At 43.5% G+C, this 18,020-nt stretch carries 13 protein-coding genes; 4 read left to right on the top strand and 9 right to left on the bottom strand.

Annotated features, from left to right (window positions below):
• Positions 1-65 precede the first annotated feature (65 nt).
• Both C9J40_RS10390 and hemL read right to left on the bottom strand, forming a co-directional pair.
• Positions 66-1,151 (bottom strand): AI-2E family transporter, encoded by a 1,086-nt coding sequence (locus C9J40_RS10390; protein ID WP_107246749.1) that lies wholly within the window; start codon positions 1,149-1,151, stop codon positions 66-68.
• Positions 1,152-1,498: 347 nt separating this feature from the next.
• A complete protein-coding gene (hemL, locus tag C9J40_RS10385; protein ID WP_107246747.1) occupies positions 1,499-2,809 on the bottom strand; it encodes a glutamate-1-semialdehyde 2,1-aminomutase in 1,311 nt (436 codons plus the stop codon).
• Between the two features lie 325 nt (positions 2,810-3,134).
• On the opposite strand from hemL, the gene clcA reads away from it, so the two are divergent.
• Entirely contained in the window at positions 3,135-4,538 is a 1,404-nt protein-coding gene (clcA, locus tag C9J40_RS10380) for a H(+)/Cl(-) exchange transporter ClcA (protein ID WP_107208591.1), read from the top strand.
• A 61-nt stretch (positions 4,539-4,599) separates the two neighbouring features.
• A complete protein-coding gene (gene erpA / locus C9J40_RS10375) occupies positions 4,600-4,941 on the top strand; it encodes an iron-sulfur cluster insertion protein ErpA (RefSeq protein WP_107208590.1) in 342 nt (113 codons plus the stop codon).
• 79 nt (positions 4,942-5,020) lie between these two features.
• On the opposite strand, the gene C9J40_RS10370 is transcribed toward erpA, so the two are convergent.
• Complete coding sequence (locus C9J40_RS10370) at positions 5,021-6,241, bottom strand: peptidoglycan DD-metalloendopeptidase family protein (RefSeq protein ID WP_233217685.1); 1,221 nt, start codon at positions 6,239-6,241, stop codon at positions 5,021-5,023.
• A gap of 210 nt (positions 6,242-6,451) precedes the next feature.
• On the opposite strand from C9J40_RS10370, the gene tyrS reads away from it, so the two are divergent.
• Entirely contained in the window at positions 6,452-7,639 is a 1,188-nt protein-coding gene (tyrS, locus tag C9J40_RS10365) for a tyrosine--tRNA ligase (protein WP_107208588.1), read from the top strand.
• A gap of 212 nt (positions 7,640-7,851) precedes the next feature.
• Entirely contained in the window at positions 7,852-8,472 is a 621-nt protein-coding gene (locus tag C9J40_RS10360) for a DedA family protein (protein WP_107246746.1), read from the top strand.
• 53 nt (positions 8,473-8,525) lie between these two features.
• On the opposite strand, the gene C9J40_RS10355 is transcribed toward C9J40_RS10360, so the two are convergent.
• The 6 genes from C9J40_RS10355 to gltB form a co-directional block, all read right to left on the bottom strand.
• Positions 8,526-9,137, bottom strand: a complete 612-nt coding sequence (locus tag C9J40_RS10355; protein ID WP_045083709.1) for a trimeric intracellular cation channel family protein — start codon at positions 9,135-9,137, stop codon at positions 8,526-8,528.
• Between the two features lie 98 nt (positions 9,138-9,235).
• Entirely contained in the window at positions 9,236-10,078 is an 843-nt protein-coding gene (btuF, locus tag C9J40_RS10350) for a vitamin B12 ABC transporter substrate-binding protein BtuF (protein ID WP_107246744.1), read from the bottom strand.
• Positions 10,078-11,034 (bottom strand): cobalamin biosynthesis family protein, encoded by a 957-nt coding sequence (locus C9J40_RS10345; protein ID WP_107246742.1) that lies wholly within the window; start codon positions 11,032-11,034, stop codon positions 10,078-10,080. Before C9J40_RS10345 ends, btuF begins: the two co-directional genes overlap by 1 nt.
• Before the next feature lie 72 nt (positions 11,035-11,106).
• Entirely contained in the window at positions 11,107-11,805 is a 699-nt protein-coding gene (gene mtnN, locus C9J40_RS10340) for a 5'-methylthioadenosine/S-adenosylhomocysteine nucleosidase (RefSeq protein ID WP_107246758.1), read from the bottom strand.
• 165 nt (positions 11,806-11,970) lie between these two features.
• Positions 11,971-13,383 (bottom strand): FAD-dependent oxidoreductase, encoded by a 1,413-nt coding sequence (locus C9J40_RS10335; RefSeq protein ID WP_107246741.1) that lies wholly within the window; start codon positions 13,381-13,383, stop codon positions 11,971-11,973.
• Positions 13,384-13,397: 14 nt separating this feature from the next.
• Complete coding sequence (gene gltB, locus C9J40_RS10330) at positions 13,398-17,861, bottom strand: glutamate synthase large subunit (RefSeq protein WP_107208583.1); 4,464 nt, start codon at positions 17,859-17,861, stop codon at positions 13,398-13,400.
• Between the last annotated feature and the right edge of the window lie 159 nt (positions 17,862-18,020).

Genomic DNA, 18,020 nt, shown 5'->3' with positions numbered 1-18,020 from the left:
TAGAGAGGAAGATTGAATAGAAGAAAAATGCCGCCCTAGAATAGAGGCGGCATTGTAATGATAGGTTAGTGAGAATCTTGTTGTTCTAAGAAGTCTTTAAATTCAACTTCATACATTTTAAATAACACGAGTGTTACACCAAAAATGATGGGACCGTAAATCATACCGATCAAACCAAATAATTGGATCCCCCCAATGATTGAGAAGAAGATCAGTAGGGTATTCATGCTTGAACTGCCTTGCATCAGCAATGGACGGACAACATTATCGATTGAACCTACGACAAGCACTCCCCAGCCCGCTAAGAATAATGCCCATTCCCATTGACCGACTAACAGTAAGTATAGAGATGCAGGTAGCCAGATAAGTGCGGTACCTACGACTGGGATTAATGAAGCAAAAGCCATCATTGAGCCCCAGAACAGCCCTGGGAATCCGCATAGCCACATTGCAAAACCACCGGCTAAGCCTTGCGCGACAGCGGTTAGGAATGATCCAAGTACGGCAGATTTTGCGACTTGTTCAACTTCTTCCATAATTGCATCTTCTTGACTGCGAGACAGTGGGATCACATGGCGGATCGCGGCAATCATCTTGTCGTTATCACGTAGCAGGAAGAATAGGACAAATAGCATCATCATAAAGTTTACTAATATGCTAGTGGCGTCTCCAAGAATACGTGCACTAATGTTGATTGCTTGAGAGCCGACTTGAGATGCTGTGGTTGCAATTTTCTGAATGATGACCTGAGGATCAAAATCATGGAACGGTGAGTATTTATCTATATAGAACAGTACTTTTTGAGCGTAAGGGTGAGCAAATAGTTCTTTCGGACCGCCGGATGTGATCCATTGATAACTTTCTTTAGAAACGGTTGTACCTTGATGAACAATGGATGAAAACACCACAAGCAGCGGGATCACAATAATGACGGTAAGCACAAAGCAAGATAACATTGCAGCAGTATTTGCACGGGTTGGCATTAACGCTAATAAACGTTTATGTAGTGGTGCAAAGAGTAATGAAATAATAAAGGCGAGAACAATCGGCCCTAAATAAGGTTCAATGAGTTTGTAACTGGCAAATGCAGCAACAAATAAAGCAATAATAAGGAGCCAATGGCGTGGCTCGATTTTAAATGGCTGTGACACGGTATGTTTCCTTTAATTAATAAGCGTCTTCATTACTGCTGTTATTGATAAAGATTATCATTATAATCATTGTCGCTATAACTTATCGATTATACCCTTTATCGCGGAGATGGCTTATGGGATGTTGTAATTGTGGCTGTGATGACAAAAAAAAGCGCAGACCACCGATTGCACTAATTATTTTAGTCATCATGGTACTGCTTGCGTTATATTTTTGGCAATAACCTTAGCCTTGAGCGGTGGCTATAGTTAAATACAATTTCTGTGTTTTAGATACTAAAATAATGTCATAAAAAAAGGTCACTCATTGTGACCTTTTTTATTTTTATTTATTTCAGCTTTCTGAATTATTCAGGGCTGTTTTCATGAGCAAGCGTTGCAAAAGCAAAATCAGCCGCTTCAAGTGTTGCATCAATGATTTGATCTGTGTGTGCTAGTGAGGTGAAGCATGCTTCATATGCAGACGGTGCAAGATATACCCCTTTTTCTAGCATTAAATTAAAGAAACGCTTGAAACGCTCGACATCGCACTTGGTTACATCTTCGTAGCACGTTACAGTTTCTTGCTCAGTAAAGAAGAAGCCAAACATCGCACCTACTTGATTAATGGCCAGTGGAACACCATGCTTATCTGCTAATGCTTTAAAGCCATCAGCAAGACGTTTAGTGGTATGAGCAAGGCGTTTTTCATTACCGTCTTCAGTTAACACGCTTAAACAGGCATGGCCTGCTGCCATTGCAACAGGGTTGCCTGATAGCGTACCCGCTTGGTAGACAGGACCTGTTGGTGCAACAAATTCCATCACTTCACGACGGCCACCGAATGCGCCGACTGGCATACCGCCGCCGATGATTTTACCTAGTGTTGTAAGGTCTGGTTTAATGTTGTAATAGCCTTGAGCACCACCTTCTGATACGCGGAAGCCTGTCATTACTTCATCTAGAATTAATAGCGCGCCAAATTCATCACAGATGTCGCGTAGCCCTTCAAGGAAGCCAGGTACAGGTGGAATGCAGTTCATGTTACCCGCAACAGGCTCAACGATAATACAAGCAATCTCTTCTGGGTGAGCTGCAAACGCTTCACGGACAGAATCTAGATCGTTATAGGTTGCTGTTAGGGTATGTTTTGCAAAATCTGCAGGTACACCTGGTGAGCTTGGTTGACCTAGGGTTAATGCGCCAGAGCCTGCTTTAACGAGTAGACAATCGGCGTGACCGTGGTAACAACCTTCAAATTTTAAGATCTTATCGCGACCAGTAAACCCGCGTGCCAGACGAATAGCGCTCATGGTTGCTTCAGTACCTGAGCTTACCATGCGTACCATTTCCATCGATGGTACTAGTTTTGATACCAGATCAGCCATGGTGATTTCCATTGCCGTTGGCGCACCAAAACTTAAACCTTGTTGCGCTGCATCGATCACCGCATCACGAATCGCTGCATGGTTATGGCCTAAGATCATTGGACCCCAAGAGCCAACGAAATCGATGTATGCATTACCATCAGCATCAAAAATATAAGCGCCATCGGCACGCTCAATAAAGAGTGGTGTGCCACCAACACCAGCGAACGCTCTCACTGGAGAGTTAACACCACCTGGAATTTTTTGTTTTGCTTTGGCAAATAAATCAGCCGATTTGCTCGTTTTGCTCATTATGAGGTCCTATATAAAATAATCAGGCGTAGATCCAATCCAGATCGTTTTCTGTCCTAGAGATTGTAGGCCAGAGAAGTGTGTAGATTGTTATTAGTCCATTGTACCTAAAAGGATGCAATTTAGGGAGGGCGATTTATGGTGGTTATTTGCGTGTATTGAACAATTAATTACAGCAATACTGCAGTATAAGTCACAGTTGCAAAGCTATTTTTCAACATTAGCAGTATAATAAACGCCCATCTTAGATTACTCTTCTAAAATCAATAGTTTCATTTATCCTCCCTGCATCCTATATGCAATCTTTTGACAATACGGCCGAAAAATGACTGATAAAACGCACGGGATCCACATGCCTCCTCATCTTCAACCTCGCGTTTTTGTAAGGCAACTGCTTACTCGTGATAAAACGCCAGTCTCTGTTCTATTTTTATCAGCTCTTGTCGGCATTTTAGCGGGCTTAGTCGGAACCTTGTTTGAAATTGGTGTCAACTGGGTAACGGATCAGCGTACAGAGTGGTTACGTGATGAAATAACCAGTGTACTTCCTTTGTGGCTCGCAGCATTTATTGTCAGTGCTTTTCTTGCCTTTGTTGGTTATTACCTTGTTAGTCGTTTTGCCCCTGAAGCTGGTGGTTCTGGTATTCCTGAAATTGAAGGTGCGATGGAAGAAATGCGTCCTGTTCGCTGGTGGCGCGTGATCCCAGTTAAATTTTTCGGTGGTTTAGGTGCGTTAGGCTCGGGTATGGTACTGGGTCGTGAAGGTCCTACGGTACAAATGGGCGGTAATATTGGACGAATGATCTCTGATATTTTCCGTTTAAAAGATAAAGAAGGTCGACACTCTTTACTTGCAGCAGGTGCCGCTGGTGGTTTAGCAGCAGCATTTAATGCCCCGATGGCGGGGATCATGTTTGTACTTGAAGAGATGCGTCCGCAGTTTCGTTACAGTTTAATTTCGGTGAAATGCGTAATGATCTCTGCGGTGATGTCAAATATCGTATTTCGTCTTTTACGTGGCCAAGAAGCGGTTATATCTATGCCGCAATATGATGCTCCTGCACTGAAATCATTATGGTTATTCTTAGTGTTAGGGATGCTATTTGGTGGTTTCGGTGTCCTATTTAATCGGATGATTATTTTTGCGTTAGATAGTTTTGTTAAAATTCACCGTAATGAGCGTAAGCGTTACCTTATCACTGGTGCTTTAATTGGTGGCTGCTTCGGTTTACTTCTATTGTATTTCCCAGAATTAACCGGTGGCGGTATTTTCCTTATCCCTCACGCGACTAACGGTGATTACGGCCTTGGTATGTTAATGCTGTTGTTCTTTGCTCGTATTGCAACAACATTACTGTGTTTTGGCTCCGGTGCACCGGGCGGTATTTTTGCCCCAATGTTGGCGTTAGGGACATTGTTTGGCACTTTCTATGGCATGATCACACAAGGCATTTATCCTGATTTAGGCATTGATCCAGGACTATTTGCAATCGCTGGTATGGGGGCGCTTTTTGCTGCAACGGTGCGCGCACCAATTACGGGGATTTTGCTGGTTATTGAAATGACCAACAACTATCACCTTATTTTACCATTGATTGTTACCACTCTCGGTGCGACTATGCTTGCTCAGATGTTAGGCGGACAACCGATTTATTCGCAGTTGCTACACCGAACAATTAAAAAAGAGCGTTTACGCCATGATTCTCCAACAAGTGAGCCTAATACTTGAACAACATAGTCAGGTATTGGATAATCAGCGTAATTAACGGAAGTGTGTGAGAGGTTTTGTAATGAGCGATGCTAATTTGCCGCTAACTTTTTCTGATGTTGCAGCGAATAAAGTAAAAACACTGATCGCTGAAGAAGAAAACCCGAATCTAAAGCTACGTGTTTACATCACTGGTGGTGGTTGTAGTGGCTTTCAATATGGTTTTACTTTTGATGAAAAAGTAAATGATGGTGATATGACCATTGAAAATGGCGGTGTAACGCTAGTGGTTGATCCTATGAGTCTCCAGTACCTAATGGGTGGTACAGTTGACTACACTGAAGGTCTAGAAGGTTCGCGTTTCTTTGTTAACAACCCAAATGCAACAACGACTTGTGGTTGTGGCGCATCATTTAGTGTTTAAAATGTTAACTCGATAATCATTGAGTTAAATAAAAGCCGACAAATATTGATTGTCGGCTTTTTTGTATATAAACAATGGCTTAGTTTAATAATATGTCATTATTAACGACCAGTTTGCCCAATTGCTGAATATGATCAAGTTGTTGTTTAGCTTGCTTTTTAAACGTTACTTGCTCGTTGCCTGATAATGAATTGGCTTGCGGTAAATCTACCGTACGAGGGTTTTTATGCTGACCATTAACCAAGAATTCATAGTGTAGGTGTGGGCCTGTGACGCGACCAGTACCGCCTAAAGTACCGACAGTATCTCCCTGTTTTACTCGTTGCCCTTTTTTGACCATACGCTTAGTTAAATGCAGGTATTTGGTGACATATTTAGCGCTATGTTTGATAAAAACGTAGTTACCATTGTATTTGTTATACGCTGATTCTAATACAACCCCATCACCTGCCGCCCAAATAGGTGTGCCAACAGGAGCAACATAATCAGTGCCTCGGTGCGGCTTTACTTTTCCTGTAACGGGGTGGAGACGACGCGGATTAAAATTTGAACTTACATAGCGGAAGTTGACAGGAGAGCGCAAGAACGCTTTACGCATGGCTAGCCCGTCTTTATCGTAATATTTACCGTCGTTATTGCGAACTGCGGTAAAAGTTTGCCCCATATTGGTAAAGGTTGCGGCTAAAATCTCACCGCGATCGACTGGATAACCATCTAAATAGTGCTGTTCAAATAACACTTCAAATTTATCACCCGCTCTAATATCGAGAGCAAAATCAATATCCCAACCAAATAGCGCGGCAATTTCCATGATCTGATTGGCCGTTAATCCTGCTTTATCTGCGGCACTCCAAAAACTGGTTTTAATGGTGGCATGAGAGAAATTGATATGCGTTTCAATTTCCTTTTTATCCATCTCACTGCTAAAGGTGCTGCCATCGTGGCGCACAATCAAGGTTTCTAAATGATTACGAGGTTGGCGAAGCTCAACTAATTTTCCTTCTTTATTAAAGCCAAATTGAAGGATATTACCTGGACGAAGTCTTTCCAATTGTTTGGTATTGGCATCGGTATTGATAAGGGAATGTAGTATTTTTCCATCTAAGCCGATGTTATCAAAAGCGATAGCTAAACTTTCACCACTTTCAATAACGTGCTTTTTCCATATAAGCTCATCTGTTTTATCTTTACCTGAAAGAGGTGTCGCTGAAGCGGTTGCAATATCAATAGGGTAAGGTTTGCCAATTTTAAATTTACGCTCAACATGAGAAGCGGTTTCTTGCTGGGAACTCGGTATCATTGCAAGCCCCAGCATAGCTATGCTGATCAATATGATAAAAAAGAGGTTCTTCCGTGGAAATCGAGGTGATGAAGTTCCTTTCATACTAAATTTTTCACATATATTCCGAAAAAATAAACGGCCTTCAGTCTAACTGGTTTCAAAAAAGCCTGCTATTCAAGTAAGATAGTCGGCTTATTATTTTTGCCAATTTTGTGGGAGCGAACAAGAATGGCCAGCATTGAACAAGCACTTATTGAGATAAAACGTGGGGTTGAAGAACTTATCCCAGAAGCAGAGCTAATAGCAAAGCTAAAAGAAAACCGTCCATTACGTATAAAATTAGGTGCTGATCCTACGGCGCCAGACATCCATCTTGGACACACGGTTATTCTCAATAAGTTGCGTACTTTTCAGGAATTAGGCCATGAAGTCACTTTCTTGATTGGTGATTTTACTGGTATGGTCGGTGATCCTACCGGTAAGAACACGACACGTCCGCCACTAACGCGTGAAGATGTATTACGCAATGCGGAAACATATAAAGAGCAGGTATTTAAGATCCTTGATCCTGCCAAAACCACGATTGCGTTTAACTCGACATGGTTATCAGAGTTAGGTGCAGAAGGAATGATCCGTTTAGCGTCTAATCAAACCGTTGCTCGTATGCTAGAGCGTGACGATTTTAAAAAGCGTTACGGCGAGAATCGTCCAATCGCGATCCATGAATTTATGTATCCATTACTTCAAGGTTACGATTCAGTCGCAATGGAAACAGATGTAGAACTAGGCGGTACTGATCAGAAGTTCAACTTGCTAATGGGTCGTGAGTTACAGAAATCGCATGGTCAAAAACCACAGGTTGTACTGACGATGCCATTGCTGGTGGGTTTAGATGGCGTGAAGAAAATGTCTAAATCTGCGCATAACTACATTGGTGTTGCCGATGCGCCAAGCGATATGTTTGGTAAGATCATGTCTATCTCTGACGATCTGATGTGGAGCTACTTTGAATTGCTTTCATTCCGTCCAATGGATGAAATTGCTCAGTTTAAAGCCGATGTTGATGCCGGTAAAAACCCACGTGATGTGAAGTTCTTACTAGCAAAAGAGATCATTGCACGTTTCCATTCAGAAGAAGCGGCAGAAGCGGCATTGCAAGAATTCATCAGTCGTTTCCAAAAAGGTAACCTACCTGATGAAATGCCTGAGTTTGAATTCGAAGCCGGTCTTCCTATTGCGAATTTATTAAAAGAAGCAGCACTGGTTAACTCAACGTCTGATGCAATGCGTATGATCCGTCAAGGCGCTGTGAAGCAAGATGGTGAGAAAGTAGAAGACACGAAACTGGTACTGGCTGCTGGCAATTATGTTTTCCAAGTCGGTAAACGTAAATTTGCTCGTGTGATGATTAAATAATCACATTGCTCTCGCAGCGTTATTCAAATATGAAAGGATGCATTTGCGTCCTTTTTTTATATCTGTCAAATAGTCTTAATTAATAATAACTTGGCTTTAAATCTTAATGTTTAATGGTTTATGAAAGCTTACTTTCTAGCTTTGATCATTATGCCGACGACGAGAGACAAGCTACTATAAAAGATTACTCTTCATTTTTATATCGACTGGCTATGGAATCGATTCAACATATTATTACTGATCTCACCCCGCTGCTGCAGCAATACGGGTACTATATTTTAGCATTGGCAATTGCTGTTGAAGGTATGGGGATCCCAGCGCCTGGTCAGTCGTTATTGATCGTCGCGAGTTTATTGGCATCGTCAGGTAAAATGTCGTTACCTATGGTGCTATCTGTTGCTTGGGCAAGTAGCTTTATTGGTAACAGTATTGGCTACTTTATTGGACGCCAATTTGGTCATATCTTAACGAAGAAAGAATGGATTAAACCGCGAACGCTGACCAAGTTACATCAGTTTATTGACCGCTATGGCATGCTAGGGCTTGTGATCAGTCGTTTTGTTGAAGGCATTAAACAGTTCATGTGCATTGGCTGTGGTATTGCGCAAATGCCAGTGCAACTTTTCTTATTAGGTAACTTCTTAGCGGTCACGATCTGGCTATTGGTATTTGGCGTGGCTCCTGCTTATTTACATGACGAATTAGGGCCTATTTTAGCCTTCTATCATAAATATCAGATGCAATGTTGGTCTGTCGTCGTTGTACTTGCTGGTATACTTGGATGGTGGCTTATCCGTCGATTCAAACGCCGTAAAACCTCGATTGAAGAGTAAGATAGCCTTGTTTGTTTCGGATTAAAAAACCGCCAGTGTTGGCGGTTTTTTTGTTAATTACGCAGTGCAAAAATAGGCAGAGACAGGTTCCACTTAATGGCTGCGAGTCTTATGGTGAGTGTGGTAAAGATACCGATCACTGCAGCAACAGAAGGCAGTACGCCTAAAGATAAGCCTATGGTGTGTACCATACCACCTAGAATACAGGCTGTTGCATAAACCTCTGTACGTAATACCATTGGTATTTCTCGTCCGAGTACATCTCGGATCACGCCGCCACCACAGCCTGTTATCACACCCATGATCACAGCGACCATTGGCGATGCGCCATAACGTAATGATTTTTCGACACCGATAGCCACAAAGACTGCTAATCCAATCGCATCAGCGACAGGAAGAAAATACCATGGCATCCGTTTAGGGCGTTGAGTTGCGAGCATCGTGATAATACAGGTAATAAAAATCACCCATAAGTAATTGGTATCTTTGATCCAAAACACAGGGGTAGCACCTAATGCCATATCACGAATAGTGCCGCCACCAATAGCTGTTACGCTAGCTAGCACGACAACGCCAAAAGGATCCATGCGTAATCGTCCTGCCATGAGTACTCCCGAGGCTGCAAAGATTGCAGTACCAAACATATCGAGAATATAGATGAGCATGTTTATCCCTATTTAATAGAAAAGGGGGAAAGTAGGCAGGCGATTGTACTGCCTAAATGGCTAGGTACAACTATAAAATCCATCTTTAGTGAGGTTATTCACAGCAAAGGTGAGGTGTTTCTTGCATTATCCAGTCGTTGACACACTTGCTTTACGGCTTTAAGAGTGCGAAGCGTGGGGCGGTTTAACCAATCGCTATTGAGTTGATAAAGCTGATGATTATCAACCGCAGGGAGTTTACCTTGCCACTTTAACCATGGGCTATTTTCTTTTGACGTTGCATGACGTGAACCGAAAATGACGCTGGGTTGGCGAACAACAACTTGCTCTTGATTGACTTGTGGGTATGCCGCGGTGCTGGTGGCAAAAATATTTTCTCCACCGCAAATATCAAAGACAGGACTCGGCCAGTTGCCATCTGAAATCGTCAACATAGGGCTATCACTTAATTGATAAAAGTAACGTACTGGAGGCGCGTGTTGATAGCGTGCTTTAATTTTGGCGAGTTGTGTTCTAAATGTTGCAGCTGCATTAATCGATTGACTTGGATCATCAGCAAATTTACCTAGTTTGATAATCGTATCTGCAATATCGGTTAATTGCGTTGGATTTGAATAAAAGATATTAATCCCAAGTTGTTGTAAGCGAGCCATTTCACGACTAGGGTTCCCTCCTTTCCACGCCAAAATTAAATCAGGCTTTAAAGTAAGAATTCGTTCCATTTTAATGCCGCGATAATTGGCAACACGTTCTAATTTTTTCGCCTGATCTGGGTAGTCACTGTAATCACTGGCGGCAATTAGTTTATCCCCCAAACCCGCACTATAAGCCAGCTCTGTCATGTGTGGCGATAAGCTAATAATGCGTTGAACAGACTGTGATTGTTCTGCAAAGGTTGAGGTGAATGGGAATAGAACCGCAATGAGAAGTAGGAAGCGCATTAAGCTAGTCCGTGAAAAGTAATCAGTAAGCCGCTTTCGATAATGATCCAACACCATAAACGACTTGTCATTAATTGCTGAATTTGTGCAAGGTGTAACGATGCGGGGGCAATTTTCCCTCCGATACGCGGTCGTTCCATTTTCACTTGGTTGTACATCGCGGGGCCGCCAAGGGATAAAGACAGTTTGTGTCCGGTTGCGGCTAATAACCAACCCGGCCCTGGTAGCGGCCAATTTTCACCTTGCTGCATTAAACCATGAAAAGCATTTTTGGCATTTTGGCCAAGGGTAATTAATAGCGCAAACAGGCGAAGCGGCACAATATCTAAAATAAGTGCGATGCGAATCGCAGGTAAACCAAAAAAGCGGAACTGTTCACGGCTTGGTGACCAAGATCGCGCAAGGCTAATCGCTAAACGATACATAATCGCCGCAATACCACCACCAATGGCATACCAGAATAAGACGCCAATGACATTACGGCCGTAACCAAGTAATAGGGTTTCAGCACCCGCTTTACCTAGTCCAAGTAATGATAAATTTTCAGTATTACGATTAACGTGATCGGCTAATAACTCACGGCATCTGCCTTTGTGTTCAAGGTTATAGGCTTGGTTAAATTGTTTGCCTAATTTAGCCGATGTTTGCCAGTCTATTGCCATCCACAATAGGGTCATTTGGAAAATCGTTTGATACCAAACCAGTTGGCTAAAAGCGAACAATAAGATCAGTACCGTGCCTGACATTAAAAACCAAGCAAGTGAGCCTGCGAGAATACGTTGAGAGGGATTTTCTTTCGGGTGATTAACACGCTCTGCAATGAGCAGTGCGAGACGTTGCCAAATAACAATGGGGTGAAGCGGGTAAGGAATGGGTAAAACCCAATGCAATAATAACGCTCCCCACAAAGCGAGTAGGGAGCTATTAGTTGTGAGTAACGCAACAAGTGATTCCATCATCCGTGACAGCTATTCTCGTTTTAGGCTAGATGCGAAGCAAGGCCACTTAAATTAGTTACTACAATGAGGTTACTTAAGTAACTCAACCATTTTCTCAACCATGATTGATGAGCTTTTTGCTGCAAGTGGCAGGAACTCATCAAAGCTCATTGGCGATTCTTTATCTGCAACATCAGAAATGGCACGAACCACAACAAAGGGGACTTTGAATTGGTGACAAGCTTGAGCAATAGCCGCAGCTTCCATTTCAACAGCAACGACTGATGGGAAGTGAGTGCGAATGAAGTTTTGTTTTTCAGCGCTACATACAAATGCATCGCCAGTACAGATCAGACCGCGAACAGCGTGTGGCTTTTTAGGTAAAGCAGATAGTGCTTGCTCTGCTACATCCATCAGTTTTTCGTCAGAGAGGAAAGCGGCTGGCTGCTGTGCCATTTGACCGATCTCATAACCAAATGCTGTCACGTCTGCGTCGTGGTAGCGAACTTCCGTTGAGATCACAACATCACCAACATTAAGGCTTGATTCAAAACCGCCAGCAGAGCCTGTATTGATCACAACATCAGGTTGGAACGTTTCAAGTAATACGGCTGTGCCTACTGCTGCTGCAACTTTACCAATACCAGATTGTAACAAGACAACATCCGCACCATTTAGCGTACCTGTGTAGAGAGTACAACCTGCTTTGTTGTGTGTTTCGCAGTTTTCTAGTTGTGCTTTTAGGATCGCAACTTCTTGCTCCATTGCGCCAATAATGCCGATTTTCATTGATTCGTTCTCTTGTTGTTCAAGCGGTGCACCGAGGGTGCTGTTGTGTTGATTAGTGTACCATGAGCGATAGAATTTATACCAAAAGTTATCGAGCGCTAATTTTTGAACAATAAAAAAAAGCGGAAGGTTGCCCATCCGCTTTAGTTTGTTTAATTAACGTCTTTAGACGTTGAGATAATCCAGTATGCCATCAGCGGCTTTACGGCCTTCATCAATGGCGGTTACCACTAAATCTGAACCACGAACCGCATCACCACCGGCAAAGATTTTCGGGTTTGTGGTTTGATAGGCAAAGTGTGCATCGAATGAGGTTTTGATCCGTCCCCATTGATCCAGTTCAACATCATATGGTGTCAGCCATGGCATCGCATGAGGTTGGAAACCAAACGCCATGATCACAGCATCGGCACCTAATACGTGCTCACTACCTGAGACTGGCTCAGGGCGACGACGTCCAGCGCTGTCTGGTTCACCTAGCGCTGTTTTCACAACTTTAACGCCAGTTACTTTGCCTGAATCATCCACTTCAATACCTAATGGCTGAAGGTTAAACATAAAGTTTACGCCTTCCTCGCGGGCATTTTTCACCTCACGTTTTGAACCCGGCATATTGGCTTCATCACGACGATAAGCACACACCACATCTTTTGCACCTTGGCGGATAGAAGTACGGACACAGTCCATCGCGGTATCACCACCACCGAGTACGACCACGCGTTGATCTTTCATATCTAAGAATGTCGATGGACTTTCTAGTTCCATTACCTTATAGGTATTAGAAATCAAAAATGGCAATGCGTCATAGACGCCTGTTGCGTCTTCATTTTCCAATCCTGCACGCATGTTTTTATACGTGCCGACACCTAAGAACACCGCATCGTAGTCAGCCAGTAGCGATTCCATCGTGACGTCTTTACCGATTTCAGTATTGAGCTGAAACTCAACCCCCATTTCAGTAAAGATTTTACGACGGTTAACCATTACATCTTTTTCAAGCTTGAATGATGGGATACCAAAGGTCAGCAAGCCACCAATTTCAGGGTAGCGGTCAAATACCACGGGTTTTACGCCGTTACGCACAAGAATATCAGCACAAGATAATCCGGCAGGGCCTGCACCGATGATCGCAACTTTTTTATCTGTCCACTCGACCCCTGACATGTCAGGTTTCCAGCCCATCTCAAAGGCTTTATCGGTAATGTATTTTTCAACATTACCAATTGTCACCGCACCAAAGTCTTCGTTTAAGGTACAAGAACCTTCACATAGCCTGTCTTGAGGACAAACACGGCCACATACTTCCGGTAAGGTATTCGTCTGGTGAGATAGCTCAACGGCTTCAATAATACGTCCCTCATTAGCCAGTTTTAGCCATTGAGGAATGTAGTTATGAACAGGACATTTCCATTCACAATAAGGGTTACCACAATCTAAACAACGATCCGCCTGCGCACCTGCCTGCTGTTTGGTAAACGGTTCGTAGATTTCAACGAACTCGATTTTACGTACATTTAGCGGTTTCTTTGGTGGGTCGATACGTTCGACGTCAATAAATTGGTAAACATTCTGGCTCATTCGGTTTCCCTCCCTTATTGCGCCTGAAGACGTAGTTCAGAAGCTGAACGACTTTGGTGACCCAGCAGGGTATTAATGTCTGCTGACTTAGGCTTCGCAAGATAGAATTTCGGGATCCATTGATCAAAGTTCGCCAAAATTTCTTGTGCTCGACTTGAACCTGTTTCTTGTAAGTGACGGTCGATTAAACCACGTAAATGTTCTTGGTGGATCTGTAGCTCGTCAAGAGGTAATGCTTCAACTAGCTCTGGATTCACGCGTCCTGCGAAATCGCCATCTTCATCAAGAATATAAGCAAAACCGCCCGTCATACCTGCGCCAAAGTTAACGCCTGTTTTACCTAAAATAGCTACGATACCGCCAGTCATATATTCACATGCGTTATCACCAGCACCTTCTACAACGGTAATGGTGCCAGAGTTACGCACAGCAAAACGCTCACCCGCTTTACCTGCAGCAAATAACTTACCGCCCGTTGCGCCATACAAACAAGTATTACCAATGATGGTCGCTTCACTTGATTTAAATGCAGAACCTTGTGGTGGACGAATAGTAATAATACCGCCCGTCATGCCTTTACCCACATAGTCGTTTGCATCACCTGTTAATTTCAGGTTTAGACCGCCTGCATTCCACACCCCGAAAGACTGACCCGCAGTACCGGTTAAGTGCAGTGTTACTGGACTTGCTGACATACCTTGGTTGCCATAACGCTGGGCGATTTCACCAGATAGACGTGCGCCAATAGAGCGGTCGGTGTTACAGATATCAAAGTAGAAATCACCACCGCTACGACTTTCAATCGCAGGTAAGATTTGATCGACTAAAGTCTGGCTTAGCTCTGCGTTATCAAATGGTGTGTTAGGCTCGCTGCAGTAGAGTGTTTTACCTTCTTTTGGTGTTGGAGCAACCAAAATTGGGCTTAAATCAAGCTTGGCTTGTTTTGCTGTAAAGCCTTCCAATGTTTCAAGAAGATCGGTACGACCAATTAGGTCTGTGAGCTTTTCTACGCCTAATTGCGCTAATAGTTCACGTACTTCTTGGCCAACACCGATGAAGTAATTCATAACTTGTTCAGGCAAGCCTTTAAAGAAGTCACGACGCAGTTTTTCATCTTGGGTAGCGACACCTGTCGCACAGTTATTAAGGTGACAAATACGCAGGTATTTACAACCTAGAGCAACCATTGGTGCGGTACCAAAACCGAAGCTTTCCGCACCTAAAATGGCTGCTTTTACAACATCAAGGCCGGTTTTCAAACCACCATCGACTTGCAGACGGATTTTGTGACGTAAGCCATTACTCACAAGTGCTTGCTGAGTTTCAGCAAGACCAAGCTCCCATGGGCTACCGGCATATTTCACCGATGTTAGTGGACTTGCACCGGTCCCGCCGTCATAACCTGAAATGGTGATCAAATCAGCATAGGCTTTAGCCACACCCGTTGCGATGGTGCCAACCCCAGGCTCAGATACCAGTTTGACCGATACCATGGCACTTGGGTTAACTTGTTTTAAATCGAAGATCAGCTGAGCTAAATCTTCAATCGAATAAATATCATGGTGAGGTGGTGGTGAGATCAGGGTAACACCCGGTACCGCATAACGCAGTTTCGCGATTTCGGTTGTCACTTTATGGCCGGGTAGTTGACCACCTTCCCCAGGTTTCGCTCCTTGTGCTACTTTGATCTGAATAACATCCGCATTCACAAGGTAGTGTGGAGTCACGCCAAATCGACCTGAAGCCACCTGTTTAATCCGTGAGTTACGTTCGTTACCAAAACGACGAGGATCTTCACCGCCTTCACCGGAGTTTGAACAACCGCCTAAACGGTTCATTGCGATAGCTAATGCTTCGTGCGCTTCTGGGCTTAATGCACCAATCGACATTGCGGCTGAGTCAAAACGCTTATAAAGCTCAGTCGCAGCTTCAACCTGTTCAACCGGAATCGATGTTGTGCCATCTTTTAGCTTAAACAAGTCACGAATAGCAGCGACAGGGCGCTCATTCACTTCTTTAGCAAAGGCTAAGTAATCTTGATAATCGCCTGATTTCACCGCTTTTTGTAGTGTGCCGACAACATCAGGGTTATAAGCATGGAATTCACCACCGTGAACGTATTTCAGTAAACCTCCATGTTCAATCGGTTTACGTTTCAACCATGCTTTACGCGATAAGTTAAAGAGATCTTGTTGGAAGTCACTAAAGTCAGCGCCTGCAATACGGCTCGAAACACCTTTAAAGCAAAGCTCAACGACTTCATCACTTAAACCGACAGCTTCAAATAGCATTGAGCAGCGGTATGAAGCAATGGTCGAGATCCCCATCTTCGACATGATCTTAAATAGACCTTTATTCATGCCGTTTTGGTAATTACTCATCACTTCACGGTAAGACTTATTAATTGCCCCCGCATCGATCAACTTACCTAGTGATTCATAAGCAAGGTAAGGGTAGATAGCGGTAGCACCAAAGCCGAGAAGGACGGCAAATTGGTGAGGATCGCGAGCGGTTGCTGTTTCAACCACGATGTTAGTGTCACAACGTAGGTTATTATCAACCAAACGTTTTTGCACCGCACCCACAGCCATTGCAGCAGGAATTGGCAATTTATCTTTATTGATCCCGCGATCTGATAAAACAACCAGTACAGCACCATCTTTTACGACACGTTCAGCTTCATCGCATAGATCTATTAGTGCTTGTTTGAGATCTTTTTCATTTGGATTGTAGTTAATATCAATAATGCTGTTGGCATAATATTGATCATCTAACTCAAGTAATTGAACAAGATCAGAATACACTAACACTGGCGATCCAAACGCCACACGTTGTGCATGGCTATCGGTTTCACAGAACACGTTAATTTCGCGACCAATACAGGTAGCGAGTGACATGACATGCTTTTCACGCAGTGGATCGATAGGTGGGTTAGTGACCTGTGCAAACATTTGACGGAAGTAATCGGTGATCGGTCGTTCTTTTGATGACAATACCGCCATTGGCGCATCATCACCCATCGAGCCAGTGGCTTCTTGGCCATTTTCACCTACAACACGCAGTACCTGATCTAACTCTTCACTGCTTACCCCAAATTGCTTGTGATAAACCGACAGTTCGTCATCAGTGAGCGATCGGCAACCTACTTGCTCATCCCCTAATTGTTCAAAGGGGGTTAAGCGTTTAACGTGACTATCCATCCATGCTTTATAAGGATGGCGTCCCATTAGCTCGTTATCGATATCTGATGAATGCCAAATTTTGCCAAACTTTGTATCAATAACTAATAATTCACCGGGACCAACACGCCCTTTTTCAGCGACCTCATCTGGGGTGTAATCCCAAATGCCGACTTCAGACGCTAGGGTGATCAATTTATCTTTGGTGATCACATAACGGGCTGGACGAAGGCCGTTTCGGTCAAGGTTACAAGCAGCATAACGTCCATCAGACATTACGATACCAGCAGGGCCATCCCATGGTTCCATGTGCATCGAGTTAAAATCGTAAAAAGCACGCAGTGCTGGATCCATATCAGGGTGGTTTTGCCAAGCTGGTGGAACAAGCATGCGCATGGCACGGAATAGATCCATACCACCAGATAAAAATAGCTCTAGCATGTTATCAAGGCTAGAGGAATCAGAGCCTGTTTCGTTAACAAATGGTGCAGCTGTTTTTAAATCTGGCAGCAATGGGGAGCTAAATTTATAGCCTCGTGCTCGTGCCCATTGGCGGTTACCTGTGATGGTATTGATTTCACCATTATGGGCTAGATAGCGGAAAGGCTGAGCCAACGGCCAGCGTGGCTGAGTATTGGTTGAGAAACGCTGGTGGAATAGACAAATCGACGATTCTAATCGAATGTCACCTAAATCTAAGTAGAATTTAGGTAGATCCGATGGCATGAATAAGCCTTTGTAGACAATCACTTGAGTTGAAAGGCTACAAATGTAGAAATCACTATCTTCGGTAATACGCTTTTCAATGCGACGACGAGCAATGTAGAGGCGGCGATCAATATCGCGAGGCTTCCAACCTGCAGGGGCATTGATAAAGACTTGCTCAATATTAGGTAGGGATTCTTGAGCAATAGGCCCGAGAACGGCAGGATTTACAGGCACTTCACGCCAACCTACTACCGATAATGTTTCTGTTGCCAGCTCTTCATTAATAATAGTTCGAGCTTGCTCGGCAAGTACCGGATCTTGGCTTAAGAAAATTTGTCCCACGGCAAATTCACGGGATAGGTTCCAGCCTTTTTCATCAGCAATAATACGGTAGAAATTATCTGGTTTTTTAATCAATAGACCACAGCCATCACCTGTTTTACCGTCAGCGGCGATACCACCACGGTGAGTCATGCGATCTAGTGCGGATATAGCGGTACGAACAAGTTTGTGGCTGGTTTGGCCTTCGATATGGGCAATCAGACCAAACCCACAGTTATCTTTTTCCAGTGATGGGTTATACAGTGACATTGCAACTCTCCCTTGCACCTGTTTGTCATAAACAGGTTTACTGCATCAATATGATAATCATCCTGATCATCAGTATGCTTCCTGCGATTCATCAAAGTACCCATAATTTACAAAAAGGTCAAATAGACATAACAACTAGCGCTAAATATTATGATGTAT

The organism is Photobacterium sp. GB-72 (assembly GCF_003026095.1).
Taxonomy (GTDB): Bacteria; Pseudomonadota; Gammaproteobacteria; order Enterobacterales; family Vibrionaceae; genus Photobacterium.
The sequence above is the reverse complement of the archived record's forward strand: the minus strand, read 5'-3'. Positions and strand labels throughout refer to the sequence as shown.

Coding starts and splice junctions, on each gene's coding strand:
- gltB (WP_107208583.1), bottom strand. CDS start 17,861: ATGTCACTGTATAACCCATCACTGGAAAAAGATAACTGTGGGTTTGGT.
- C9J40_RS10355 (WP_045083709.1), bottom strand. CDS start 9,137: ATGCTCATCTATATTCTCGATATGTTTGGTACTGCAATCTTTGCAGCC.
- C9J40_RS10335 (WP_107246741.1), bottom strand. CDS start 13,383: ATGAGCCAGAATGTTTACCAATTTATTGACGTCGAACGTATCGACCCA.
- C9J40_RS10370 (WP_233217685.1), bottom strand. CDS start 6,241: ATGATACCGAGTTCCCAGCAAGAAACCGCTTCTCATGTTGAGCGTAAA.
- hemL (WP_107246747.1), bottom strand. CDS start 2,809: ATGAGCAAAACGAGCAAATCGGCTGATTTATTTGCCAAAGCAAAACAA.
- mtnN (WP_107246758.1), bottom strand. CDS start 11,805: ATGAAAATCGGCATTATTGGCGCAATGGAGCAAGAAGTTGCGATCCTA.
- tyrS (WP_107208588.1), top strand. CDS start 6,452: ATGGCCAGCATTGAACAAGCACTTATTGAGATAAAACGTGGGGTTGAA.
- C9J40_RS10360 (WP_107246746.1), top strand. CDS start 7,852: ATGGAATCGATTCAACATATTATTACTGATCTCACCCCGCTGCTGCAG.
- C9J40_RS10345 (WP_107246742.1), bottom strand. CDS start 11,034: ATGGAATCACTTGTTGCGTTACTCACAACTAATAGCTCCCTACTCGCT.
- clcA (WP_107208591.1), top strand. CDS start 3,135: ATGACTGATAAAACGCACGGGATCCACATGCCTCCTCATCTTCAACCT.
- btuF (WP_107246744.1), bottom strand. CDS start 10,078: ATGCGCTTCCTACTTCTCATTGCGGTTCTATTCCCATTCACCTCAACC.
- erpA (WP_107208590.1), top strand. CDS start 4,600: ATGAGCGATGCTAATTTGCCGCTAACTTTTTCTGATGTTGCAGCGAAT.